Raw genomic sequence first — 23,485 nt, forward strand, 5'->3', positions numbered from 1 at the left:
CGCGGGGCAGCGGGTCAAATCGGCCTCAGCCGCTTCAGTGTCTACAGGTGCAGGGCATGACCCAGGGCGCGTAGCGCCGCTTCCTGCACCGCTTCACCCAGGGTCGGGTGAGCGTGGATGGTGCCGGCGATATCTTCCAGGCAGGCGCCCATTTCCAGTGACTGGGCAAAGGCGCTGGACAGCTCCGAGACGCCAACGCCGACCGCTTGCCAACCGAGGATCAAGTGGTTGTCACGACGGGCCACCACGCGCACGAAACCGCTTTTCGATTCCAGGGTCATGGCCCGGCCATTGGCGGCGAAGGGGAACTGCGCAACGATGCAGTCCAGGCCCGCCTGCTCGACCTGTTCCGGGGTCTTGCCGACTACCACCAGCTCCGGGTCGGTGAAGCACACCGCGGCAATCGCTGCCGGCTCGAAGCGCCGTGACTTTCCGGCAATCAGTTCGGCGACCATTTCACCCTGAGCCATGGCCCGGTGGGCGAGCATCGGTTCACCGCTGATATCGCCGATGGCCCAGACATTGAGCATGCTGGTCTTGCACTGCTCATCGATGGCCACCGCCGAGCCGTTCATCTTCAAGGCCAGGCTTTCGAGGTTGAAACCCTGGGTGCGTGGCTTGCGGCCGACCGCAACCAGCACCTGGTCAGTGGTCAGTTGCAAAAGCTCGCCTTCGCCGGTGCGTACCTGCAAGGCCTGATGGCCGGCATCGAAACCTTCGACGCTGTGCTTGAGGTAGAGCTTGATCCCCAGCTTCTTGATCGATTCGGCCACCGGCGCAGTCAGTTCGCTGTCGTAGGTCGGCAGGATGCGCTCGCGCGCTTCCACCACGCTGACCTCGACGCCCAGCTTGCGATAGGCGATGCCCAGCTCCAGGCCAATGTAGCCGCCGCCAACCACGCACAGGTGTTTGGGCAGGGCTTTGGGTGCCAGGGCTTGGGTGGAGGAGATGATCGGCCCGCCCAGCGGCAGCATCGGCAATTCTACGCTGCTGGAGCCGGTGGCCAGCAGCAGGTGTTCGCACTGGATACGCTGGCCGTCGACTTCGACAAGCTTGCCATCGAGAATCTTCGCCCAGCCATGGATCACCTTGACCCCGTGCTTTTTCAGCAAGGCGGCAACGCCGCTGGTCAGGCGATCGACGATGCCGTCTTTCCAGGCCACGCTCTGGGTGATGTCCAGGCTTGGCGGCGCGACCTTGATGCCCAGGTTCGAATACTGGCTGTGCAATTGGGTCTGGTGGAACTGCTCGGCGACATGGATCAGCGCCTTGGACGGAATGCAGCCGATGTTCAGGCAGGTGCCACCCAGCGCCTGGCCTTCGACCAGCACGGTGGGGATGCCCAGCTGGCCGGCGCGAATGGCGGCGACATAACCGCCGGGGCCGCCGCCGATGATCAGCAGGGTAGTGTTGAGCGTCTGTTGCATGGTCACTCCACAAACAGGCTGGCAGGTTGTTCGAGCAGGCCGCGGATGGCCTGGATGAAGAGTGCCGCGTCCATGCCATCGACCACCCGGTGATCGAACGAGCTGGAGAGGTTCATCATCTTGCGAATGACGATCTGGCCATTGATGACCATTGGCCGTTCAACCATGCGGTTGACGCCGATGATCGCCACTTCCGGGGTGTTGACCACCGGTGTCGAGACAATGCCGCCCAGGGCGCCGAGGCTGGTCAGGGTGATGGTCGAGCCCGACAGCTCTTCACGGCTGGCCTTGTTTGCGCGCGCAGCGTTGGCCAGGCGCACGATCTCGCCGGCATTGGCCCACAGGCTGCCGGCTTCGGCGTGACGCAGTACCGGGACCATCAGGCCGTTGTCACCCTGGGTGGCGATGCCTACATGCACCGCGCCGTGGCGGGTGATGACCTGGGCTTCGTCGTCGTAGGTAGCGTTGATCTGCGGGAACTCGCGCAGGGCCACGACCATGGCGCGTACCAGCAGTGGCAGCAGGGTCAGCTTGCCGCGGCTGTCGCCCCACTTCTTGTTCAGGTGCTGGCGCAGTTCTTCAAGGGCCGTGACGTCGATCTCCTCGACGTAGCTGAAGTGGGCGACGCGGCGCTTGGCATCCTGCATGCGCTGAGCAATCTTGCGGCGCAGGCCGATGACCGGGATTTGTTCGCTGTCGCTGCGCTTGGCATAGCCGCCCGGGCTTTGCGTGGCACGGGTCGGCTGGGTCAGGAAGGCATCCAGGTCTTCATGCAGGATGCGTCCGGCCGGGCCGCTGCCGTGCACGTAGCGCAGTTCGATACCGGCATCCAGGGCACGCTTGCGCACCGCAGGCGAGGCCAGTGGGCGCTCGTTGGCTTCGCGCGGGACGATGGCGGCGGGTTGGTGGGGCGATGCTGTAACGGGTTTTGCGGCAGGCTCCGGGGCCTTGACGGTGATTGCCGGGGCCTCTTCGCGGGGCAAGCCCGCTCCCACAGGGGGAGGTGCGGGTGCAGGGGTGGGGCTGCTGCCTTGCTGGAGGTTACCGGCGCCTTCGACTTCGATGCGGATCAGTTCGCTGCCGACCGCCATGACTTCGCCAGGCTGACCGCCCAGGGCCAGGACCTTGCCGCTGACCGGCGAAGGAATCTCGACGGTGGCCTTGTCGGTCATGACATCGGCCACGACCTGGTCTTCGGTGACGGTGTCACCGACCTTGACGAACCATTCCACCAGTTCAACTTGTGCGATGCCTTCACCGATATCCGGCATCTTGATGACGTGCGTGCCCATTCAGACCTCCATGACCCGTTTCAATGCCGCGCCCACTCGCGAAGGGCCGGGGAAATACGCCCACTCCTGCGCGTGCGGGTAGGGAGTGTCCCAACCGGTGACGCGTTCGATCGGGGCTTCGAGGTGATGGAAGCAGTGTTCCTGGACCAGCGCGATCAGCTCGGCGCCAAAACCGCAGGTGCGCGTGGCTTCATGGACCACCACGCAACGGCCGGTCTTCTTCACCGACTCGACGATGGTGTCCAGATCCAGCGGCCAGAGGCTGCGCAGGTCAATGACTTCGGCATCGACACCGGTTTCTTCGGCCGCCACTTGCGAGACGTAGACGGTGGTGCCGTAGGTCAGCACGGTAACGTCCTTGCCCGGGCGGGTGATCGCCGCCTTGTCCAGCGGCACGGTGTAGTAACCCTCCGGCACAGCGGCGGCCGGGTGTTTCGACCACGGGGTTACCGGGCGGTCGTGGTGGCCATCGAACGGGCCGTTGTACAGGCGCTTGGGCTCAAGGAAGATCACCGGGTCGTCGTTTTCGATCGAGGCGATCAGCAGGCCTTTGGCGTCGTAAGGGTTGGAGGGCATCACGGTACGCAGGCCGCAGACCTGGGTGAACATCGCTTCGGGGCTCTGGCTGTGGGTCTGGCCACCATAGATACCGCCGCCGCAGGGCATGCGCAGGGTCAACGGCGAGACGAACTCGCCGGCCGAGCGATAGCGCAGGCGGGCCATTTCCGAGACGATCTGGTCGGAGGCCGGGTAGAAGTAGTCGGCGAACTGGATTTCTACCACCGGGCGCAGGCCGTAGGCACCCATGCCCACGGCGGTGCCGACGATGCCACTTTCGGAGATCGGCGCATCGAACACCCGCGACTTGCCGTACTTGGTCTGCAAACCCTCGGTGCAACGGAATACACCACCGAAGTAGCCGACGTCCTGGCCGTACACCACGACGTTGTCATCGCGCTCTAGCATGATGTCCATGGCCGAGCGCAGGGCCTGGATCATGGTCATGGTGGTAGTGGCCATGGCGGTTTCCAACTGGATTGAAGTGTTGTGATCGTTCATGTCAGATCCCCAGCTCCTGGCGCTGCCGGCGCAGGTGCTCCGGCATCTCCTTGTAGACATCCTCGAACATCGAAGCCGGGCTCGGCATCTGGCCGCCTGCCAGGGTGCCGTACTGCTCAGCTTCTTTCTGCGCCGTGATGATCTCGGCTTCGAGCTCGGCGGTGACCGCCTGATGCTCTTGCTCGGACCAGTGACCCATGGCGATCAGGTGCTGTTTGAGGCGGGCGATCGGGTCGCCCAGGGGGAAGTGACTCCAGTCGTCAGCCGGGCGGTATTTGGACGGATCGTCCGAGGTCGAGTGCGGGCCGGCACGGTAGGTGACCCATTCGATCAGTGTCGGGCCCAGGCCACGGCGGGCGCGTTCGGCAGCCCAGCGCGAAGCGGCGTAAACCGCGATGAAGTCGTTGCCGTCGACCCGCAACGAAGCGATGCCACAACCCACGCCACGACCGGCGAACGTCGTCGACTCACCCCCGGCGATGGCCTGGAAGGTCGAGATCGCCCACTGGTTGTTGACCACGTTGAGGATCACCGGCGCGCGGTAGACGTGGGCAAAGGTCAGCGCGGTGTGGAAGTCCGACTCGGCAGTGGCGCCGTCGCCGATCCAGGCCGAGGCGATCTTGGTATCGCCCTTGATGGCCGAGGCCATGGCCCAGCCCACGGCCTGGACGAACTGGGTCGCCAGGTTGCCGCTGATGGTGAAAAAACCGGCTTCGCGTACCGAGTACATGATCGGCAACTGACGGCCCTTGAGCGGATCGCGCTCGTTGGACAGCAGTTGGCAGATCATCTCGACCATCGATACATCGCGGGCCATGAGAATGCTTTGCTGGCGATAGGTCGGGAAGCACATGTCGCTGCGGTTCAGGGCCATGGCCTGGCCGCTGCCGATGGCTTCTTCGCCCAGGCTCTGCATGTAGAAGGACATTTTCTTCTGCCGCTGGGCAACCACCATGCGGCTGTCGAACAACCGGGTCTTGAGCATGGTGCGCATACCCTGGCGCAGGATCTGTGGGCTTACGTCCTCGGCCCATGGGCCCAGGGCGTTGCCTTGGTCGTCCAGCACCCGGATCAGGCTGGAGGAGATGTCGGCGGTATCAGAGGCTTCTACATCGATGGGAGGTTTACGGACCTTACCGGCATCGTTCAGACGCAAGTAGGAAAAATCAGTCTGGCAGCCTGGCCGGCCTGTAGGCTCGGGCACATGCAAACGCAGGGGGGCGTACTCGTTCATGCTTTTTTACGCTCGCTCTGTCTTGTGTTTTTGTTGAGCTTTGAAGCGGTCGCTACTGACACCCCGGCTTGTGACTAGAGAGTCAGTCTTGTCCTACATGATATTCCGGCGCCTGGAGAATATTTTTCTCAAGTTCGTTGCCTTTGCCGCAGCTTGCGGATAATCATTCCTTATAAAGACAAAAAACAGGTGATTTTCTCTGATGCGCAAACTGGATCGTACCGATATCGGCATTCTCAACAGCCTGCAGGAAAATGCCCGCATCACCAACGCCGAGCTGGCGCGCTCGGTGAACTTGTCGCCGACCCCCTGCTTCAATCGGGTCAAGGCCATGGAAGAGCTGGGAGTGATTCGCCAGCAGGTGACCTTGCTGGCGCCGGAGGTGCTGGGCCTGGATGTGAATGTGTTCATACATGTCAGTTTGGAGAAACAGGTCGAGCAATCCTTGCATCGTTTCGAAGAGGAAATTGCCGAGCGCCCGGAGGTCATGGAGTGCTACCTGATGACCGGCGACCCCGACTACCTGCTGCGGGTGCTGTTGCCGAGCATCCAGGCGCTGGAGCGTTTTCTCGACTACCTCACCCGTTTGCCGGGGGTGGCCAACATCCGCTCGAGTTTTGCCCTCAAGCAGGTGCGCTACAAGACCGCGCTGCCGCTGCCGGCCAATGGCCTGACCTTGCCAGGCTAAGCGCTGTAGAAAATTACGATCACATTCATGGCGGGCGCTTGAAATTTCGAACGCCGGGTGCCTATGTTGTAACCGTCGCCGTTCCCGGCATGCGAAAACAACAAGGATAGCGTCATGACGACCCATGGCCAAAGCTCTCTCGCCGAGCGATTGACGGGCATTGATGAGATCGAGTGCATTACCCCGGACCTCAATGGCGTGCCGCGCGGCAAGGTGATGACCGCCGAAGGTTTCGTGCAGGGCCGCCGCTTGCAGATGGCTCGCGGCGTGCTGCTGCAATGCATCATGGGCGGTTACCCGCCAGCGCGCTTTTATGGCAGCGATGACGGCGACCTGGCCCTGGTGGCCGATCCACAGCATATTTATCGCCTGCCGTGGAGCGACGAGCCTCGGGCCCTGGCCATTTGTGATGCGGTCGAACTCAGTGGCGAAAGTTCCGGGTTGTCGAGCCGTGGCCTGCTCAAGGCGGTGATCGAGCGTTACGCTGCCCGTGGCCTGGCGCCGGTGGTGGCGACCGAACTGGAGTTCTTTGTCTTTGCCCCCAACCCCGACCCCGACCAGCCGTTTCAGCCACCGCTGGGCAAGGACGGTCGCCGCGAAGACGGCCAGTCTGCGTTCAGTGTCAGCTCCAACAATGGCCTGCGAGCGTTCTTCAGCGAGGTCTATCGCTGCATGGCGGCCCTGGGTTTGCCGCGCGATACCTTCATGCACGAGATGGGCGTCAGCCAGTTCGAGATCAATCTGCTGCATGGCGACCCGCTGCTGCTGGCCGACCAGACCTTACTGTTCAAGCACCTGCTCAAGGAAGTTGCGCTCAAGCATGGCCTGACCGTGGTGTGCATGGCCAAGCCGCTGGCGCACACCCCCGGCAGTTCCATGCATATCCACCAGAGCCTGGTCGAGATCGACAGTGGGCGTAACGTCTTCAGCGATGCCGAGGGCGAACCAACGCCGACTTTCTACCAGTTCATTGGTGGCCAGCAGGCCTGCATGGCGGACTTCACTGCCTTGTTCGCGCCGAATGTGAATTCCTATCAGCGCCTGTGCCACCCTTACGCTTCGCCCAACAATGCCTGCTGGTCCGAAGACAATCGCGCCGCCGGCTTGCGCATCCCGGCCAGTGCGCCAGTGGCGCGGCGGGTCGAGAACCGTCTGCCGGGCGCCGACAGCAACCCGTACCTGGCGATTGCCGCAAGCCTGGCGGCGGGCCTGCACGGTATCGAGCAGCAGCTTGAGCCCGCGCCGGCAATCCAGGGCGAATTCGAGGTGCCGGAACATTTGAGCCTGCCCTGTACCTTGCATGCAGCCCTGGAGCGTCTGAAAGCAAGCGTCTTGGCGCGGGAACTGTTCGGCAAGGAGTTCATCGAAGGCTACATCGCCACCAAGACCCTGGAGCTGACCAGTTTCCTCGATGAGATCACCCCGTGGGAGCGTCGTGTGCTGGCTGCTCAGGCATAACCGGCAGGCTCGGCTTCAAGGCAGGTGGCAGACATTTTCGACACGCGTCTGCCACCTGTTTTTTTATCCCCGGCGCCTGCAAGGCCGCTATTTTCACTTATGCTTTCAAGCAGTTTTTCCACCAGCTCAAGGAGCCGTTCGGGACGCTGATGCGACAGATCTGGAAGTCTTTTCGCGCGCTGTATTTTGCTGCGCTGATGATGTTGATCGGCTCCGGCTTGTTGAGCACCTACCTGGCCTTGCGCCTGGCGGCCGACCATGTCGACAGCCTGTGGGTGGGTGCGCTGATGGCCGCCAACTATTTTGGCCTGGCTTTGGGCGGCAAGATCGGCCACCGGCTGATTGCCCGGGTCGGGCATATCCGCGCCTATGCCACCTGCGCCGGGATCGTCGGCGCGGCGGTGCTTGGCCATGGCCTGGTCAGTTGGCTGCCGGCCTGGGTGGTGCTGCGGGTGATTGTCGGCCTGGGAATGATGTGCCAGTACATGGTCATCGAGAGCTGGCTGAACGAGCAGGCCGACGCCAAGCAGCGGGGGGCGGTGTTCAGTGGCTACATGATCGCTTCTTACCTGGGGCTGGTGCTGGGTCAGTTGATCCTGGTGGCGCATCCGCAACTGGGCCTGGAACTGCTGATGTTGGTGGCCATGTGCTTTGCCCTGTGCCTGGTGCCCGTGGCGCTGACCCGAAGGATTCACCCGGCGCCGCTCAGGCCCGCACCCATGGAACCGCGCTTCTTTATCAAGCGGGTGCCACAGTCGCTGAGTACCGTGCTCGGTGCCGGGCTCATTGTCGGTTCGTTCTATGGCTTGGCGCCGCTGTACGCAGCCAAGCAGGGGTTGAGTACCGAGCAGGTGGGGCTGTTCATGGGCTGCTGCATCTTCGCCGGCTTGCTGGTGCAGTGGCCGCTGGGCTGGTTGTCCGATCGCTACGACCGGGCGGTACTGATTCGCAGTGTTGCGGTGGGCCTGGCAATCGTTGCCTTGCCGTTGGCGATCCTGCCGACCGTGCCGCTGGAGGTGCTGTTTGCCGCCGGTTTTGCTGTATCGCTGCTGCAGTTCTGTCTGTATCCATTGGCGGTGGCGTTTTCCAACGACCACGTCGAGAGCGAGCGCCGGGTTTCACTCACGGCGATGCTGCTGGTGACCTATGGCGTGGGCGCGAGTATCGGGCCATTGGTGGCCGGGGTGCTGATGAAGGTGCTGGGCAATCAGATGCTCTATGCCTTCTTCGTGTTTTTTGCCCTGGTGCTGGTCTGGCGGATCCGGCCGAAGGCGGTGACCGGCTTGCACCAGGTCGATGATGCCCCGCTGCATCACGTGGCTATGCCAGCGGCAGGCTCGCCACTGTCGGCAGCGCTGGACCCGCGGGTTGATGAGCAGGTGGTGCAGGATCAGATGCAGGCGCCGGTGGCAGCCGAGGATACCGAGGTGGAGGAGGGGGCTGACACTGAGGCTGAAGCGGTCAAGCCGACTCAGGTGTGATGCTGTCGCGGGGCAAGCCCGCTCCCACGGCGCCATGAAGTCCTGTGGGAGCGGGCTTGCCCCGCGATGGGCTACAACTCAGTAATCGTCTTTATCGAAGCGCCGCGCTTCACGCTGCAACTGATAGACAAAGGTTTCGATCTTGCGCTGCATCTGCCCGTTGAGGTTGTGAAAGCGTACGCCGGCAAAGGTGGCGTTGATGCGTTCTTCGAAATGCAGGTGACGCAGTTCCACTTCGACCATGGACAGGCCCAGCGGATTACCGGCGCCGAATTTTTCATAGACCTGGCCCAGTTGCAGGCGCTCTTCAACGTTGCCTTCAAAGCGCAGCTTGCAGCCAGTGGCGGAAATATCCAGCAACTTGCCACGCATTTCGCCATTGCCCTTGAGCTTGTCGCCGTCGAGCTTGACGTCTACCAACTGGGTCAGCTTCAGCGCTGCGCGGAAGGCATTACGGCGTTGATGGTAGGCAATTTCAGTGGGCAGGCTGCCATGGTAGCTGCGATGGCCATCGGCTTCGACAATCTTCAGTTGGGTGTTGCACTCCCAGGCGATACGTACACCATCATGAAAACCTTCGACACGAAACGGCTCACCATTTTCCAGGTAACGCTCGCCGTCGCGGGGGATCATTTCATCAAGGGCCAGGCGGTTGCTTTCGCGGTCGACTTCGACCACATAGCTTTGAAAACGCTGGCTGCGTTCGTGGAAAGTGATGATCAGCGGGTCATGGCTCTCTTGCAGCGACCGCAAGTTGGCGGCAATTTCCAAAGGGGTGGTAAGCACCTTCGGAGGCTGCGGAGCTTCTGCTTCATTGAACACGGTTAATCATTCTCCAGGCAAAAACGTCACACGCAAGTTACGGCATTTTGCCAGTATGTTCCGTGCCTTGATACAGGGAATCAAGCCTGGCTCAACGCCCGTGGCTTGGCGAGGGGAGAGGTAGCGCCGCGGCTGTCATAGAGCGAGGGTGCTTCGCCGCCCATGAGGATTCTGATCTGGTTGGCGGTGGTGCTCTGCTGGAGCTGGATCGAACGGCCATTGCGCTCGTTGACCGCCTGGCAGTCAGTCAGCAGTTGGCCCAGGACATCCAGTTGTTGCAGCAGCAGTTCGCCGAAAGATGAGTCGCTGGCCAGTTGGGCGACGCCTTCGCGGTCCTGGGACAGGCCCAGGCCGGCAAGCAGTTCACTGCGCTGGCGGCCATGCTGATCGAGAAGGATCACCAGCGACTGCTTGCGCGCCAGGATGTTCTCCAGCAGCGGCATATCGCGACCGTGCAGGGCAACGTTCTCGTTCTGCAGCAAGTCGAGCAGTTCTTGCGCTGGAGCAATATCGTTTTCGATCAGTTGCAGCAGAGTAGTGTCGTGCATGGCTGGCTCTTTGGTTCAAGCGTCCTGAAGTCAGCGCGCCAGGGGCTAGCGCTGGGCTTCGAAATTAAGCAGTTTGCTGGCGACGCGGTTGCTGTCGACCTGGTAGCTGCCGTCGGCGATAGCCTGTTTCAACTCGGCCACCCGGGCGCTGTTGACAATCGGCTGGTCGCGCAGCTTGTCGCTGACCTTTTGCAACTGCTGTGCCTCGTGGCTCAGGTGTACGGTTTCCCCGCTGGCGCTGCTCTGAGCGACGCTACCGGCCGTGGCCGAAGCCGTGCTGGCAGTGCTTTCCTGGCTGTTGCCAGTGCGCACGCCGCCCGCAACGGACGGGGAATTATTCAAACGACTGAAGTCGATGACCATGATCAGAAAACCTCTGGGTGTTTGGACGCTTGCCTTGTTTTCGGCCAACCCGAAAGAAACTTTAGGCGCAAATGCTCAATGGCATGCACGGCCGGTTCGGGACGTCCAATGGGACACAGTTTAGGAAAAGCAGTTCCTGATCGCCAGCGTTGTTATCGATTCAGTTGCTCACATGGCCACTTCCACCTGGCCCGGCCCGGTCACCCTGGCCTTGACCACCCGTTTGGAGTTGAGGTTGCGCACCCGGATCTGTTCGCTCAGGCCGCCCTTGCTCAAGGCTTCGCCGGGCATGCGCACCGCCAGGCTACCGCTGCGTGCGGTGATCACCACCTGATCGCCCTTGCGGATTACCTCGGCTTGCTCCAGGTGCTGGGGTGTCAGCACCTGATCCATGACCGTTGGTCGGATAACCTTGAGCCCCACTGCCTGATCGAGGCTGCCTAGAAAACCCTGTTTGAGCATGCCTACGTCGCGCTCTCGCAGGGTTACGTCCTGTTCGCCGACGACGCTATCGCGCTTGAGTGGGCGGGCCACAGTCACGACATTGCGAAAAAGACGTACCTGGGCGGGCACGAACACCGTCCATGGTGAGCTGCCGTCGCAACGAACCCGCACGGTGACGCGGCCCATGGGCTGCGCCGGGCTCTCCAGTGAGGCGCCCAGTTGCTGGTCGCACAGGGGCATGCGCAGGCGCGGATCGAGGTTATTGACCTGGATCTCGTAACGGCCCTCGGTCTGGCTGGTGGCCAGATAGTCTTCTACGGTGAATTCAAGAAACCCCTGGGTGACACCGATAAGCTGTTCGGGCAAGGTGAAAGCGTCAGCCAGAGTTCGAGCGCCAGGGGCCAGCAGGCACAGCGCAGCAAGGAAGCCGGGCAGGTGGCAGGTCAGGCGTCGGGAAAATGTCGTTTTCATGTTCATACGATTAAAAAAAGCAAAGCGCGTGCCGACTGGGTACGAAGCTCGAAGCGTTTGGTGAAGGAGTCTGGCATGGCTGGTGTAATGGATTCGGTGAACCAGCGCACGCAACTGGTAGGGCAGAACCGTCTGGAGCTGCTGCTGTTTCGCCTCAATGGCGAGCAGCTCTACGGGATCAACGTGTTCAAGGTGCGGGAAGTGTTGCAGTGCCCGAACCTCACCGTGATGCCCAAATCCAGTCCCGTCGTGCGCGGTGTCGCGAATATTCGTGGGGCAACCATTCCGATCCTCGATCTGGCAATGGCGACCGGGATGCCCGGTCTGAGTGAAGAAACAAGCAAGAGCTTCGTCATCATCACCGAGTACAACACCAAGACCCAGGGGTTTCTGGTGCATTCGGTGGAGCGCATCGTCAACATGAACTGGGAAGAGATCCATCCGCCACCCAAGGGGACCGGACGCGATCACTACCTGACGGCGGTGACCCGGGTCGACAACAAGATGGTCGAGATCATCGATGTGGAGAAGATCCTTGCCGAAGTGGCACCAACTTCCGAGGCGATCTCCGCCGGTGTGGTCGATGCCGAGGTGCAGGACAAGGCCGTGATGCTGCGGGTGCTGACCGTCGATGACTCGTCGGTGGCGCGCAAGCAGGTCAGCCGTTGCCTGCAGACCGTCGGCGTCGAGGTGGTGGCGCTCAATGATGGCCGCCAGGCGCTCGATTACCTGCGCAAGCTGGTCGACGAGGGCAAGCGTCCGGAGGAAGAGTTCCTGATGATGATCTCCGATATCGAGATGCCGGAGATGGACGGTTACACCCTGACCGCCGAGATTCGCAGCGACCCGCGCATGCAAAAGTTGCACATCATCCTGCATACTTCGCTGTCCGGGGTGTTCAACCAGGCGATGGTCAAGAAGGTCGGCGCGGATGACTTTCTGGCCAAATTCCGCCCGGACGACCTCGCCCAGCGCGTTGTTGATCGGATCAAGGCCACGCACTAACGGCCAGGGGTATCGGCCCCTGGCAGTACATACGATTTAAGAGGCGGCATCAGTGTCTACGGGTAATTTGGATTTCGAACAGTTCCGGGTATTCCTGGAAAAAGCCTGTGGCATCCTGCTGGGCGAAAATAAGCAATACCTGGTCTCCAGCCGTCTCAACAAGCTGATGGAACAGCAGGGCATCAAGTCCCTGAGCGAGCTGGTACAGCGTATTCAGAGCCAGCCGCGCAGTGGTTTGCGCGAGCAGGTAGTCGATGCCATGACCACCAACGAAACCCTCTGGTTTCGCGATACCTATCCGTTCGAGGTGCTCAAGAACAAGGTGCTGCCGGAGCAGATCAAGGCCAACCCCGGCCAGCGTCTGCGCATCTGGTCGGCAGCCTGTTCTTCGGGGCAGGAGCCGTACTCCATCTCCATGGCTATCGATGAGTTCGAGCGCAGCAACATCGGCCAGTTGAAGATGGGTGCGCAGATTGTTGCCACCGACCTGTCCGGCTCGATGCTGAACAACTGCAAGACCGGCGAGTACGACAGCCTGGCGATTGCCCGTGGCCTGTCCCAGGAGCGCCTGCAGCGTTACTTCGACGTCAAGGCGCCGGGGCGCTGGGCGGTCAAGGCGCCGATTCGCAGCCGCGTCGAGTTCCGTTCGTTCAACCTGCTCGACAGCTACGCGAGCCTGGGCAAGTTCGATATCGTGTTCTGCCGCAACGTGCTGATCTACTTCTCGGCCCAGGTCAAGAAGGACATCCTGATGCGCATCCACGGTACGCTCAAGCCGGGTGGCTATCTGTTCCTCGGTGCATCGGAAGCGCTCAATGGCTTGCCGGACCATTACCAGATGGTCCAGTGCAGTCCGGGGATTATCTATCAGGCAAAGTAAGCCGGCTAAATTGCCGCTTTGCTGACGCCAGGCGGAAATCCTTTGCCGCTTTTCTGGCATTGCCGCTGCCGGCAACCCCCTCAAAGCCCCGTATTTACGGGGTTTTGTTTTTTGGCATGGCTCTTGCTCTAGCTCAGTCAACGAAAAACCTTCGAAGGTTTCCCCGACATGAGCATCAGCTTCGACAAAGCGCTCGGCATCCACGAAAAGGCATTGGGCTTTCGCGCCCAGCGTGCCGAGGTGCTGGCCAACAACATCGCCAACGCCGACACGCCGAACTACAAGGCGCGCGACATGGACTTCGCTTCGGTGCTGGCGGCCCAGGCCGAGCAGACCAGCAAGGGTCATTTTTCGCTCGACCGGACCAATAGCCGGCACATCGAGGCCGAAGGCCTGAGCATGGGTGACGAAGCCCTGCAGTACCGCACGCCCATGCAGCCGTCGATCGACCAGAACACCGTCGATGCCCAGCTCGAGCAGTCGAGCTACGCGGAAAACGCCGTGGGTTTCCAGGCCAGCTTCACGCTGCTCAACAGTAAATTCAAAGGGCTGGTATCGGCCCTGCGCGGAGAGTAATTCATGTCCCTCGCCAGCGTCTTCAACATTGCCGGTAGCGGCATGAGTGCCCAGACCACGCGTCTGAACACCGTCGCTTCGAACATTGCCAACGCCGAAACCGTCTCGTCGAGCATCGACCAGACCTATCGTGCCCGTCACCCGGTGTTCGCCACTACCTTCCAGCAGGCCCAGGCCGGTGTCAGCCAGTCGCTGTTCCAGGATCAGGATGCTGCAGGGCAGGGTGTGCAGGTGCTCGGCGTGGTCGAGGATCAGAGCAACCTTGAGGCGCGCTATGAGCCGAATCATCCGGCGGCGAACAAGGACGGCTACGTCTATTACCCCAACGTCAATGTGGTGGAAGAGATGGCCGACATGATTTCCGCCAGCCGCTCGTTCCAGACCAACGCCGAGCTGATGAACACGGCTAAAACCATGATGCAGAAGGTCCTGACCCTGGGTCAGTGATAAAGGACGAAGCCAATGGCAAGCGTTAACGACACCACTGCCGGCGTAAGCCTGAACGACGTCATCAAGGCGTCGGGCAAGAAGAACAGCGAAACCAGCGCCAACAACGCCGCCGGTATCGCTGCGGCCACCAACAGCAAGACCGGCACCAACAAGCAGGCGCTGGGCAAGGACGCGTTCCTGCAGTTGCTGGTGACCCAGATGAAGCACCAGAACCCGCTCGATCCGCAGGACAACAGCGAGTTCGTGGCGCAGCTGGCGCAGTTCAGCAGCCTGGAAGGCATCACCTCGCTCAATGAGTCGGTGACAGCGATTTCCGGCAACTACAAATCGTCGCAGGCGCTGCAGGCCTCTTCGCTGGTCGGTCGCTCGGTGATTGCCCAGACCGACAAGGCTGTGGTCGATACCACCAAGAGCTTCAATGGCACGGTAGTGGTTCCTCAGGCGCTGAGCAATGCTACCGTCACCATTACCGACAAGGACGGCAAGGTGGTCAAGACCATCGACATGGGCGCACAGAAGGCCGGTAACGCTGCGTTTGTCTGGGACGGTACCAATGACAAGGGCGACAAGGTCGATCCGGGTACCTACACCTTCGCCGCCAAGACCACGATCGATGGCAAGAAGCTGGACATGTACACCATGCTGCCGGCCACCGTCAGCAGCGTCACCATCAGTCAGACTGGTGGCGAGATGATGCTCAATCTCGCAGGTCTGGGCAGCATTGCCCTGTCCAAAGTCCAAACCATCGGTATATAGAGCCGGCTAACGCGGCACAAGGAGTGAAAGATGTCATTCAATATCGGCCTTAGCGGTCTCTATGCAGCCAACAAGCAACTGGACGTGACCGGCAACAACATCGCCAACGTCGCTACCACCGGTTTCAAATCGTCGCGCGCAGAATTCGCTGACGTCTACTCGGCCAACAAGCTGGGTGTTGGTTCCAGCAACATCGGTAACGGTGTGCGCCTGGCGGCGGTATCGCAGCAGTTCACCAACGGCGATATCAACAACACCGGCAACGTTCTGGATATGGGTATCCAGGGGCAGGGCTTCTTCGTCCTCAGCGACAACGGCGCGCTCAGCTATACCCGTGCCGGTGCCTTCCAGACCAACAAGGACAACTATGTCGTTACCGCTGATGGCCTGCGCCTGCGTGGCTATGGCGTGGACGAAAACGGCAAGGTCGTCAATGGCGTACTGACCGACCTGAAGATCGACACTTCGGCGCTGGCGCCCAAGAGCACCACGGCGATCGATCAGGGGTTGAACCTGAATTCGTCGGACAAGACCATTCCGGCAACTGTCACCTTCAGCCCGACTGACGAAAACAGCTGGAACAAGACCTTTTCCACCAAGATCTATGACAGCCAGGGTAATGAGCACGTCATGGATCAGTACTACGTCAAGACCGGGACCAATACCTGGAAGTCGTACACCCTGATCGAAGGCCGTAACCCGCTGAACCCGGCCCAGGAGCCGCCGCAACCGCTGGTGGGCAATATCGAGTTCAACTCTGACGGCAGCGTCAAGACCATGACCGCTGGTGCGGCAGGTTCGGGTTACGAAGTGGTGAACAAGGTCTTCAAGCTGACAGGCTGGGTCCCAGCGACCGTGACCAATCCGAACGCCACGCCGCCGGTCTGGGGTTCCAACGGTTCGGCCGCCAATGCGGGCGGCATTGCCATCGACATGACCAAGACCACTTCGTACAACACCCCGACCACGCGTCTGTCGCAGAGTCAGGATGGTTATGCCACGGGTATTCTGTCGAGCCTGAGCATTGACTCCAGCGGTGTGATGTTCGCAAGCTTCAGCAACCAGCAGTCGCGTGCCATCGGCCAGGTCGCCATCGCCAGCTTCGCCAACGAGCAAGGCCTGCAGCCAATGGGTGGTACCCGCTGGACTGAAACCTACTCCTCGGGCATTCCGGGTATCGATGCGCCGAAGACTGGCACTCTGGGTTCTATCCAGTCCAACTCGCTGGAGGCGTCCAACGTCAACCTGACCAACGAACTGGTCGAGTTGATCAAGGCGCAGAGCAACTACCAGGCCAACGCCAAGACCATCTCGACCCAGAGCACCATCATGCAGACCATCATTCAGATGACCTGATGCGGGTTTGAAGTAGTCGGCGTGAACAGACCCCTTTCTCGGAAGGGGTCTTGCATTTCAGGGGTATCGATCATGTTGCAACGATTGCTGATGGCGCTGTTCGCGGTTTTGCTGGTAGGGCAGGTCTGGGCTGATGCCGCGCCCTGGTATCGCTGGGAAAGTCAGGTGAGCGGTCGTCTGGTGTGCGCGCAATTCTCGCCGGGGGAGGGTTGGAAGCGTTTTGCCGGCCCTTTCAATAATGCCGCCTGCCGCGACTATTGAGCTTGCCGCTAGCGGCAAATCGGCGCCGTATTTTCGACGGCGTTTCTTTGGAAGGAGCGCTCTGGTGCGCCTAAAACCCTTATGGATTGGGGTTTTTCCGTCTTTTTTGAAAGTTGGTTTGAAACTTGCTACAGGCACTGCAGAGCAGCGGCGAACGGCAAGTGTTCGCCAGCGCAGCGGAGGATGACTGTGGACAAGATGCTATACGTGGCCATGACCGGCGCCAGCCAGAACGCGCTGGCGCAGAAGGCCCATGCCAACAACCTGGCGAACATTTCCACCAGCGGGTTTCAGCGCGACCTGGAGCAGGCACGTTCGATGCCGGTGTTCGGTGACAGCTTTCCGGCGCGGGCCTATGCCATGACCGAGCGCCCGGCCACCGATTTCAGCCCGGGTTCGATGCAGGAAACCGGTCGTGACCTGGACATCGCCATCGGTGGTGACGGCTTCATTGCCGTACAGACCCCAGATGGCGGCGAAGCCTATGTGCGTACCGCCAGCCTGAATATTGACGGCCTGGGTGTGCTGCGTGCCGGCAACGGCATGCCGGTGATGGGCAATGGTGGGCCGATTGCCGTGCCGCCAGAGCAGAAGGTCGAGATCGGCCAGGACGGCACCATCAGCATTCGCGCCATGGGCGAGGGGCCGCGGGTGATGGCCGAAGTTGACCGCATCAAGCTGGTCAATCCGGACCTCAAGACCATGACCAAGGGCCTGGACGGCATGATCCACACCAAGGACGGTCAGCCCGCCGTGGCTGATGCCAACGTCCAGGTGGTTTCCGGTTTCCTGGAGTCGAGCAACGTCAACGCGGTCGAGGAAATGACCTCGGTGCTGGCGCTGTCCCGTCAATTCGAATTGCACATCAAGATGATGACCACGGCCAAGGAAGGCGACGAAGCCATGGCTCGGGTTTTGCAAATCGGCTAATTACACAGACGTAGCGCCGTAAAACAGGCGCGCGAGGAGAACAGCATGCTTCCGGCTCTTTGGGTCAGTAAAACCGGTTTGTCCGCCCAGGACACCAACCTGACGACCATTTCCAACAACCTGGCCAACGTGTCGACCACCGGCTTCAAGCGTGATCGCGCCGAATTCCAGGACCTGCTCTACCAGATCAAGCGTCAGCCAGGCGCGCAGTCGACCCAGGACAGCGAACTGCCGTCGGGTCTGCAAGTGGGTACCGGTGTGCGTATCGTCGGCACCCAGAAAAACTTCAGCACCGGTAGCCTGCAGACCACCGATAACCCGCTGGACATGGCGGTCAACGGCCGTGGTTTCTTCCAGATCCTGCAGCCCGATGGCACTGTCTCCTACAGCCGCGACGGTACCTTCCACCTGAACTCCGATGGCCAGATCGTCACCGCCAATGGTTTTGCTCTGGAGCCTGCGATCGTCGTGCCGCCAGAGGCGAAGACCTTCACCGTTGGCCAGGACGGCACCGTGTCGATCACCACTGCCGGTAACCCGGCTGCGCAGGTCATCGGCAACATCCAGACCGCCGACTTCATCAACCCGGCTGGCCTGCAGGCCATGGGCAGCAACCTGTTCCTGGAAACCGCCGCCAGCGGCGCGCCGCAAATCGGTACCCCGGGCCTCAACGGTTTTGGTGTGATGCAGCAGCAGACCCTGGAAAACTCCAACGTCAGCACCGTGGAAGAACTGGTCAACATGATCACTACCCAGCGTGCCTATGAAATGAATTCCAAGGTCATTTCCACTGCCGACCAGATGCTCTCGTTCGTTACCCAGAACCTGTAAGTAAAGTCTTCGAGGTCGCTTGAACGGCGCCTGTTTCACCGTGAGGTCAGAGTCATGAGTCGTGTGTTATCCGTACTTGCCCTGAGTGGGATCGCCTTGTTGGCCGGTTGCGTCGCGCCGACGCCCAAGCCCAACGATCCCTACTACGCGCCGGTATTGCCGCGTACGCCCTTGCCGGCAGCGGCCAACAACGGCTCGATCTACCAGGCCGGTTTCGATCAGAACCTGTACAGCGACCGCAAGGCTTTCCGGGTCGGTGACATCATCACCATCACCCTCAACGAGCGCACCCAGGCGAGCAAGAACGCCAACTCGCAGATCGCCAAGAACAGCAAGGCCGAACTCGGCCTGACCTCACTGTTCGGCAGCAGCGTGACCACCAACAACCCGTTTGGTGATGGCGACTTGAGCCTCAGTGCCGGCTACAACGGGGATCGTGCCACCAAAGGCGACAGCAAGGCAGCCCAGGGCAACACCCTGACCGGTTCGATCACCGTGACGGTGGCCGACGTGTTGCCCAACGGCATCATTGCCGTGCGCGGCGAGAAGTGGCTGACCCTCAACACCGGCGATGAGCTGGTGCGAATTGCCGGGATGATCCGTGCCGACGACATCGCCACCGACAACACGGTGCCTTCCACCCGTGTTGCCGATGCACGCATCACCTATTCGGGTACCGGCTCGTTCGCCGATGCCAGCCAGCCGGGTTGGCTTGACCGGTTCTTTATCAGCCCGCTTTGGCCTTTCTAGGTTCGGATGACCATGTTCAACTTCAAGCAGCTGATTGCCGCTACGATTCTGCTGTCCACTGCGTTCGCCGTGCAGGCCGAGCGTCTGAAGGACATCGCCAGCATTTCCGGCGTGCGTGCCAACCAGTTGATTGGCTACGGCCTGGTGGTGGGGCTCAACGGCACGGGTGACCAGACCACCCAAACACCGTTCACCCTGCAGACCTTCAACAACATGCTCTCGCAGTTCGGCATCAAGGTGCCGCCTGGGTCGGGCAACGTACAGCTCAAGAACGTTGCTGCGGTGTCGGTACACGCCGACCTGCCGGCGTTCGCCAAGCCGGGCCAGGTGGTGGATATCACCGTCTCGTCGATCGGTAACTCCAAGAGCCTGCGGGGCGGCAGCCTGCTGATGACTCCGCTCAAGGGTATCGACGGCAACGTTTATGCCATTGCCCAGGGCAATCTGGTGGTGGGCGGCTTCGATGCCGAGGGCCGCGATGGTTCGAAGATCACCGTCAACGTACCGTCGGCCGGTCGCATCCCTGGCGGTGCTTCGGTCGAGCGCTCTGTGCCCAGTGGTTTCAATCAGGGCAACAGCCTGACCTTGAACCTCAATCGCCCGGACTTCACCACCGCCAAGCGCGTCGTCGACAAAGTCAACGAACTGCTCGGTCCGGGTGTTGCCCAGGCCCTGGACGGTGGCTCGGTGCGAGTTACCGCGCCGCTCGATCCAAGCCAGCGGGTCGACTACCTGTCGATTCTCGAGAACCTCGAAATCGATCCGGGTCAGGCGGTGGCCAAGGTCATCATCAACTCGCGCACCGGTACCATTGTGATCGGCCAGAACGTCAAGGTGTCGCCGGCGGCGGTCACCCACGGCAGCCTGACCGTGACCATCACCGAAGACCCGATTGTCAGCCAGCCGGGGCCATTCTCCAATGGTGAGACCGCAGTAGTGCCGCGTTCGCGGGTCAATGCCGAGCAGGAAGCCAAGCCGATGTTCAAGTTCGGCCCGGGTACTACCCTGGATGAAATCGTTCGTGCCGTGAACCAGGTGGGCGCAGCGCCCGGTGACCTGATGGCAATCCTCGAAGCCCTGAAACAGGCCGGCGCCTTGCAAGCCGACCTGATCGTGATCTGAGGGAGCCGGTCATGGATATGCCGAAAAGTGCATTCAATGCCGCCGACACGGGCGCCTATACCGACCTCAATCGCCTGAACTCGCTGAAGGTCGGTGATCGCGACAGCGACGCCAACCTGCGCAAGGTGGCCCAGGAATTCGAGTCGCTGTTCCTCAATGAAATGCTCAAGTCGATGCGCTCGGCCACTGATGTATTGGCCAAGGACAATCCGCTCAACACCCAGACCACCAAGCAGTACCAGCAGATGTACGACCAGCAGCTGGCGGTGAGCATGTCCCGCGAAGGTGGCGGTATCGGTCTGCAGGAGGTGCTGATGCGTCAGTTGTCCAAGCAGAAGGCCAGCGCTGCGACGAACAACGGCCCGTTCCCGCGGGTGGATGTCGAGCAGCGTCCGTTGTGGGCGGCCAAGGTTGCCGAGCCTGTGCGCAGTGAAGAAACCGCCAGTACTCGCAATGACATGGCGGCGCTCAATTCACGTCGCCTGGCGCTGCCGGGCAAGCTCACTGATCGGCTTCTGGCAGGTATCGTACCGTCGGCGGGCGCCGCTGCGGCCACTACCAATACCGCGGCCATGCCACAGCGCACCACGGCCATGACCGATGCTGTGGTCAAGGGCGACTGGCAGTCGGCGCAAAGCTTTGCCGCGCCAGGCTCGATGCGCATCTATGGCCGCGCCGTGGCGCAGCCGCCGCTGGCACCGGCCAAGCGGGCGTTCGGTAATTCCGATGAGTTCGTCGCCACCATGCTGCCAATGGCCGAGCAGGCCGCCAAGCGCATCGGTATCGATCCACGTTACCTGGTGGCCCAGGCTGCACTGGAAACCGGCTGGGGCAAATCGGTGATGCGTCAGGCCGATGGCAGCAGCAGCCACAACCTGTTCGGCATCAAGGCCACCGGCAACTGGCAGGGTGGCCAGGCGCGGGCGATCACCAGCGAGTTCCGTGACGGCCAGTTCGTCAAGGAGACGGCGGCGTTCCGCTCCTACGACTCCTACCAGGACAGTTTCCACGACCTGGTCAGCCTGCTGCAGAACAACGCCCGCTATAAAGAAGCGGTCAAGGCTGCCGATAAACCGGAACAGTTTGTACGCGAGTTGCAGAAAGCCGGTTACGCAACCGACCCGGACTACGCGAGCAAGATTTCGCAGATCGCCAAGCAGATGAAATCGTACGAAAGCTACGCAGCGATTGGCACTACAACGAAACTATAAGGTTTGAACCATGGCGAGTTTGATCAACATCGGGATGTCGGGCATCAACGCCAACCAGGCGGGCCTGCACACCACGGGTAACAACATTGCCAATGCCGATGTTGCCGGTTATTCGCGCCAGCAGAACGTGCAGCGGTCCAACGGTGCCCAGCAGGTGGGCAACGTCTTCATTGGTACCGGCACGACCCTGTCCGATGTACGTCGGGTGTACAACAGCTACCTTGAAAACCAGCTGCGCACCACCACCTCGCTGAGCAGCGATGCTGCCTCGTACCTGAAGCAGGTCGGGCCGGTCGACGAGCTGCTGTCGGGCGCCGACACGGGTATCACTGGCGCGCTGAAGAGTTTCTTCAGTGCCCTGCAGAGCTCTGCGGCCAAGCCCAACGAGGATGCTTCGCGCCAGTTGCTGCTGACCAGCGCGCAATCGCTGAGCAAGCGTTTCAATACCATCGCCAACCAGCTCAACGAGCAGAACCGCAACATCAATGGCAACCTCGCTTCCATGGCCGATCAGGTCAACAAGCTGACGGCGACCATTGCCCAGTACAACGATCAGATCTCCAAGGTGGCGGTGGTGCAGGGCACCCCGAACGACCTGCTCGATCAACGCAACGAAGCCGTGCGTCAGCTTTCCGAACTGGTCGGTACCCAGGCGGTCGAGCGCGAAGGCAACATCGACATCTATCTGGAAAACGGCCAGCCGCTGGTGTTGGGCAAGACCACCAACAACCTCGAGACCGCACCGAGCAAGACCGACCCGACCCGCTTCGTCGTCCAGCTCAACCGTGGCAGCACCACCATGGACGTCACCTCCAGCCTCAAGGGCGGCGAGATCGGCGGCCTGTTGCGTTATCGCAGTGAAGTACTGGACCCGTCGCTGAACGAGTTGGGGCGTGTGGCCCTGGTCATGGCTGACCGTATCAACAGCCAGCTGGCCCAGGGTATCGACAAGAACGGCGAGTTCGGCGCGGCCTTGTTCAACAACATCAACAGCCCCGAGCTGATCAGCCAGCGCAGCATTGCCCAGGCGGGCAACAGCGCAGGTTCCGGCAACCTCGATGTGACCATCAAGGACACCGGCAAGCTGAGCATCAGTGACTACCAGGTTACCTTCACCAGTGCTACCGGCTACAGCGTCAAGAAGCTGCCGGAAGGTAACACCATCGGTTCGTACAATCTCAACGACGATCCGGCACCGGTCATCGACGGCTTCAGCCTCAACCTCAAAGGCGGTGCTGTGCAGGCGGGTGACACCTTCAAGATCACCCCGACCCGCAACGCTGCGACCAACCTGGACACCGTCCTCACCGACCCCAAGCGTCTGGCGATGGCCTCGCCGTTGACCTCTACCAGCGGTGCAGGCAACAAAGGTACCGGCATCATCGGTCAACCCAATCTGACCTCGACCCTGGATATCTACGATCCGGTCCAGCGTCTGGACCTGCAGAACGGCCTGAAGTACTCGACCCCTGTCAAACTGGTATTCGGTGACGAAACGGTCACCCCGCAAACCTACCGGTTGCTCGACGCCAAGGGCGATCCGCTGGGTAGCGGAACCATCATCCCGGGCCAGGAAAACAAGTTGAAGTTCTCGGTGCCGATGGTCAATGCCGCCGGCGGGCCGATCAACGACGCCAACGGCAATCAGAAGTCCTTCACCTTCGAGATGAGTGTCTCCGGTGCGCCGAAGAAAGGTGACAACTACGTCATCGGCATGACTGGCTCGGGCTCGGACAACAATCGCAATGGCCAGGCGGTGATCGACCTGCAGACCAAGGGTACCGTCGAAGTCGGTGCCAATGGCAAGGGCATCAGCCTCACCGATGCATACGGCAAACTGGTGGAAAACGTCGGCGGCAAGACCGCGCAGGCGCAAATGGACGTCGACTCCACGGGTGCGCTGCATTCCGCGGCCAAGACCTCGCGCGATTCGTTGTCGGGCGTCCTGCTCGATGAAGAAGCCAGCAACCTGATCAAATACCAGCAGTACTACACGGCCTCGTCGCAGATCATCAAGGCGGCACAGGAAATCTTCTCCACGCTGATCAATGCCCTTTAAGGAGTGGTAGA

General features: G+C 61.1%; 24 protein-coding genes. 16 read left to right on the forward strand and 8 right to left on the reverse strand.

Annotation, left to right across the window (positions count from 1 at the left end; all coding sequences use genetic code 11):
• Positions 1 to 41: 41 nt before the first annotated feature.
• From lpdA to EXN22_RS09025, 4 genes are read right to left on the reverse strand one after another with little or no spacing between them, the layout of a single operon-like run.
• Positions 42 to 1,427, reverse strand: coding sequence for a dihydrolipoyl dehydrogenase (gene lpdA / locus EXN22_RS09010; RefSeq protein ID WP_130263727.1), 1,386 nt, complete (start codon positions 1,425 to 1,427; stop codon positions 42 to 44).
• A gap of 2 nt (positions 1,428 to 1,429) precedes the next feature.
• Positions 1,430 to 2,719, reverse strand: coding sequence for a dihydrolipoamide acetyltransferase family protein (locus EXN22_RS09015; RefSeq protein WP_130263728.1), 1,290 nt, complete (start codon positions 2,717 to 2,719; stop codon positions 1,430 to 1,432).
• Complete coding sequence (locus EXN22_RS09020) at positions 2,720 to 3,778, reverse strand: alpha-ketoacid dehydrogenase subunit beta (protein WP_130263729.1); 1,059 nt, start codon at positions 3,776 to 3,778, stop codon at positions 2,720 to 2,722. It lies immediately after the preceding gene.
• Position 3,779: 1 nt separating this feature from the next.
• Complete coding sequence (locus tag EXN22_RS09025; protein WP_130263730.1) at positions 3,780 to 5,012, reverse strand: 3-methyl-2-oxobutanoate dehydrogenase (2-methylpropanoyl-transferring) subunit alpha; 1,233 nt, start codon at positions 5,010 to 5,012, stop codon at positions 3,780 to 3,782.
• A gap of 202 nt (positions 5,013 to 5,214) precedes the next feature.
• On the opposite strand from EXN22_RS09025, the gene bkdR reads away from it, so the two are divergent.
• The 3 genes from bkdR (at position 5,215) to EXN22_RS09040 (ending at position 8,639) form a co-directional block, all read left to right on the forward strand.
• Positions 5,215 to 5,700: a Bkd operon transcriptional regulator BkdR gene (gene bkdR, locus EXN22_RS09030; RefSeq protein WP_045189126.1), complete on the forward strand. Its 486-nt coding sequence runs from the start codon at positions 5,215 to 5,217 to the stop codon at positions 5,698 to 5,700.
• Positions 5,701 to 5,916: 216 nt separating this feature from the next.
• Entirely contained in the window at positions 5,917 to 7,158 is a 1,242-nt protein-coding gene (locus tag EXN22_RS09035) for a glutamine synthetase family protein (protein WP_177414066.1), read from the forward strand.
• 149 nt (positions 7,159 to 7,307) lie between these two features.
• Positions 7,308 to 8,639, forward strand: coding sequence for an MFS transporter (locus tag EXN22_RS09040; RefSeq protein WP_130263732.1), 1,332 nt, complete (start codon positions 7,308 to 7,310; stop codon positions 8,637 to 8,639).
• A 78-nt stretch (positions 8,640 to 8,717) separates the two neighbouring features.
• On the opposite strand, the gene EXN22_RS09045 is transcribed toward EXN22_RS09040, so the two are convergent.
• The 4 genes from EXN22_RS09045 to flgA all read right to left on the reverse strand — a co-directional run bounded on the left by EXN22_RS09045 (position 8,718) and on the right by flgA (position 11,293).
• Positions 8,718 to 9,461 (reverse strand): flagellar brake protein, encoded by a 744-nt coding sequence (locus tag EXN22_RS09045; RefSeq protein ID WP_130263733.1) that lies wholly within the window; start codon positions 9,459 to 9,461, stop codon positions 8,718 to 8,720.
• Positions 9,462 to 9,541: 80 nt separating this feature from the next.
• Positions 9,542 to 10,009: a flagella synthesis protein FlgN gene (locus tag EXN22_RS09050; RefSeq protein ID WP_130263734.1), complete on the reverse strand. Its 468-nt coding sequence runs from the start codon at positions 10,007 to 10,009 to the stop codon at positions 9,542 to 9,544.
• 45 nt (positions 10,010 to 10,054) lie between these two features.
• Positions 10,055 to 10,372 (reverse strand): flagellar biosynthesis anti-sigma factor FlgM, encoded by a 318-nt coding sequence (gene flgM, locus EXN22_RS09055; RefSeq protein WP_130263735.1) that lies wholly within the window; start codon positions 10,370 to 10,372, stop codon positions 10,055 to 10,057.
• 168 nt (positions 10,373 to 10,540) lie between these two features.
• Positions 10,541 to 11,293, reverse strand: coding sequence for a flagellar basal body P-ring formation chaperone FlgA (gene flgA, locus EXN22_RS09060; protein ID WP_130263736.1), 753 nt, complete (start codon positions 11,291 to 11,293; stop codon positions 10,541 to 10,543).
• Between the two features lie 69 nt (positions 11,294 to 11,362).
• On the opposite strand from flgA, the gene EXN22_RS09065 reads away from it, so the two are divergent.
• From EXN22_RS09065 to flgK, 13 genes are all read left to right on the forward strand, one after another.
• Positions 11,363 to 12,292 (forward strand): chemotaxis protein CheV, encoded by a 930-nt coding sequence (locus tag EXN22_RS09065; protein ID WP_010224956.1) that lies wholly within the window; start codon positions 11,363 to 11,365, stop codon positions 12,290 to 12,292.
• Positions 12,293 to 12,344: 52 nt separating this feature from the next.
• A complete protein-coding gene (cheR, locus tag EXN22_RS09070) occupies positions 12,345 to 13,172 on the forward strand; it encodes a protein-glutamate O-methyltransferase CheR (protein ID WP_130263737.1) in 828 nt (275 codons plus the stop codon).
• A gap of 168 nt (positions 13,173 to 13,340) precedes the next feature.
• Entirely contained in the window at positions 13,341 to 13,748 is a 408-nt protein-coding gene (flgB, locus tag EXN22_RS09075) for a flagellar basal body rod protein FlgB (protein WP_130263738.1), read from the forward strand.
• Between the two features lie 3 nt (positions 13,749 to 13,751).
• Complete coding sequence (flgC, locus tag EXN22_RS09080; protein ID WP_010224960.1) at positions 13,752 to 14,195, forward strand: flagellar basal body rod protein FlgC; 444 nt, start codon at positions 13,752 to 13,754, stop codon at positions 14,193 to 14,195.
• Between the two features lie 15 nt (positions 14,196 to 14,210).
• The gene (gene flgD / locus EXN22_RS09085) at positions 14,211 to 14,954 is read left to right on the forward strand and encodes a flagellar hook assembly protein FlgD (protein ID WP_130263739.1); all 744 of its coding nucleotides are present in this window, start codon (positions 14,211 to 14,213) and stop codon (positions 14,952 to 14,954) included.
• A 30-nt stretch (positions 14,955 to 14,984) separates the two neighbouring features.
• Positions 14,985 to 16,310: a flagellar hook protein FlgE gene (gene flgE / locus EXN22_RS09090; RefSeq protein ID WP_130263740.1), complete on the forward strand. Its 1,326-nt coding sequence runs from the start codon at positions 14,985 to 14,987 to the stop codon at positions 16,308 to 16,310.
• A gap of 75 nt (positions 16,311 to 16,385) precedes the next feature.
• Positions 16,386 to 16,571, forward strand: a complete 186-nt coding sequence (locus tag EXN22_RS09095; RefSeq protein ID WP_130266784.1) for a hypothetical protein — start codon at positions 16,386 to 16,388, stop codon at positions 16,569 to 16,571.
• 189 nt (positions 16,572 to 16,760) lie between these two features.
• Positions 16,761 to 17,501 carry a flagellar basal body rod protein FlgF gene (locus EXN22_RS09100; RefSeq protein ID WP_130263741.1) on the forward strand — a complete coding sequence of 247 codons (741 nt, stop codon included), beginning with the start codon at positions 16,761 to 16,763 and terminating at the stop codon, positions 17,499 to 17,501.
• A gap of 45 nt (positions 17,502 to 17,546) precedes the next feature.
• The gene (gene flgG / locus EXN22_RS09105) at positions 17,547 to 18,332 is read left to right on the forward strand and encodes a flagellar basal-body rod protein FlgG (RefSeq protein WP_130263742.1); all 786 of its coding nucleotides are present in this window, start codon (positions 17,547 to 17,549) and stop codon (positions 18,330 to 18,332) included.
• A gap of 54 nt (positions 18,333 to 18,386) precedes the next feature.
• A complete protein-coding gene (gene flgH, locus EXN22_RS09110) occupies positions 18,387 to 19,082 on the forward strand; it encodes a flagellar basal body L-ring protein FlgH (protein ID WP_130263743.1) in 696 nt (231 codons plus the stop codon).
• A 12-nt stretch (positions 19,083 to 19,094) separates the two neighbouring features.
• Positions 19,095 to 20,204: a flagellar basal body P-ring protein FlgI gene (locus tag EXN22_RS09115; RefSeq protein ID WP_130263744.1), complete on the forward strand. Its 1,110-nt coding sequence runs from the start codon at positions 19,095 to 19,097 to the stop codon at positions 20,202 to 20,204.
• Positions 20,205 to 20,215: 11 nt separating this feature from the next.
• Positions 20,216 to 21,415, forward strand: a complete 1,200-nt coding sequence (flgJ, locus tag EXN22_RS09120; RefSeq protein ID WP_130263745.1) for a flagellar assembly peptidoglycan hydrolase FlgJ — start codon at positions 20,216 to 20,218, stop codon at positions 21,413 to 21,415.
• Positions 21,416 to 21,425: 10 nt separating this feature from the next.
• Positions 21,426 to 23,474, forward strand: a complete 2,049-nt coding sequence (gene flgK / locus EXN22_RS09125) for a flagellar hook-associated protein FlgK (protein WP_130263746.1) — start codon at positions 21,426 to 21,428, stop codon at positions 23,472 to 23,474.
• The last annotated feature ends 11 nt before the right edge of the window (positions 23,475 to 23,485 follow it).

The organism is Pseudomonas tructae (assembly GCF_004214895.1).
GTDB classification, from domain to species: Bacteria; Pseudomonadota; Gammaproteobacteria; order Pseudomonadales; family Pseudomonadaceae; genus Aquipseudomonas; species Aquipseudomonas tructae.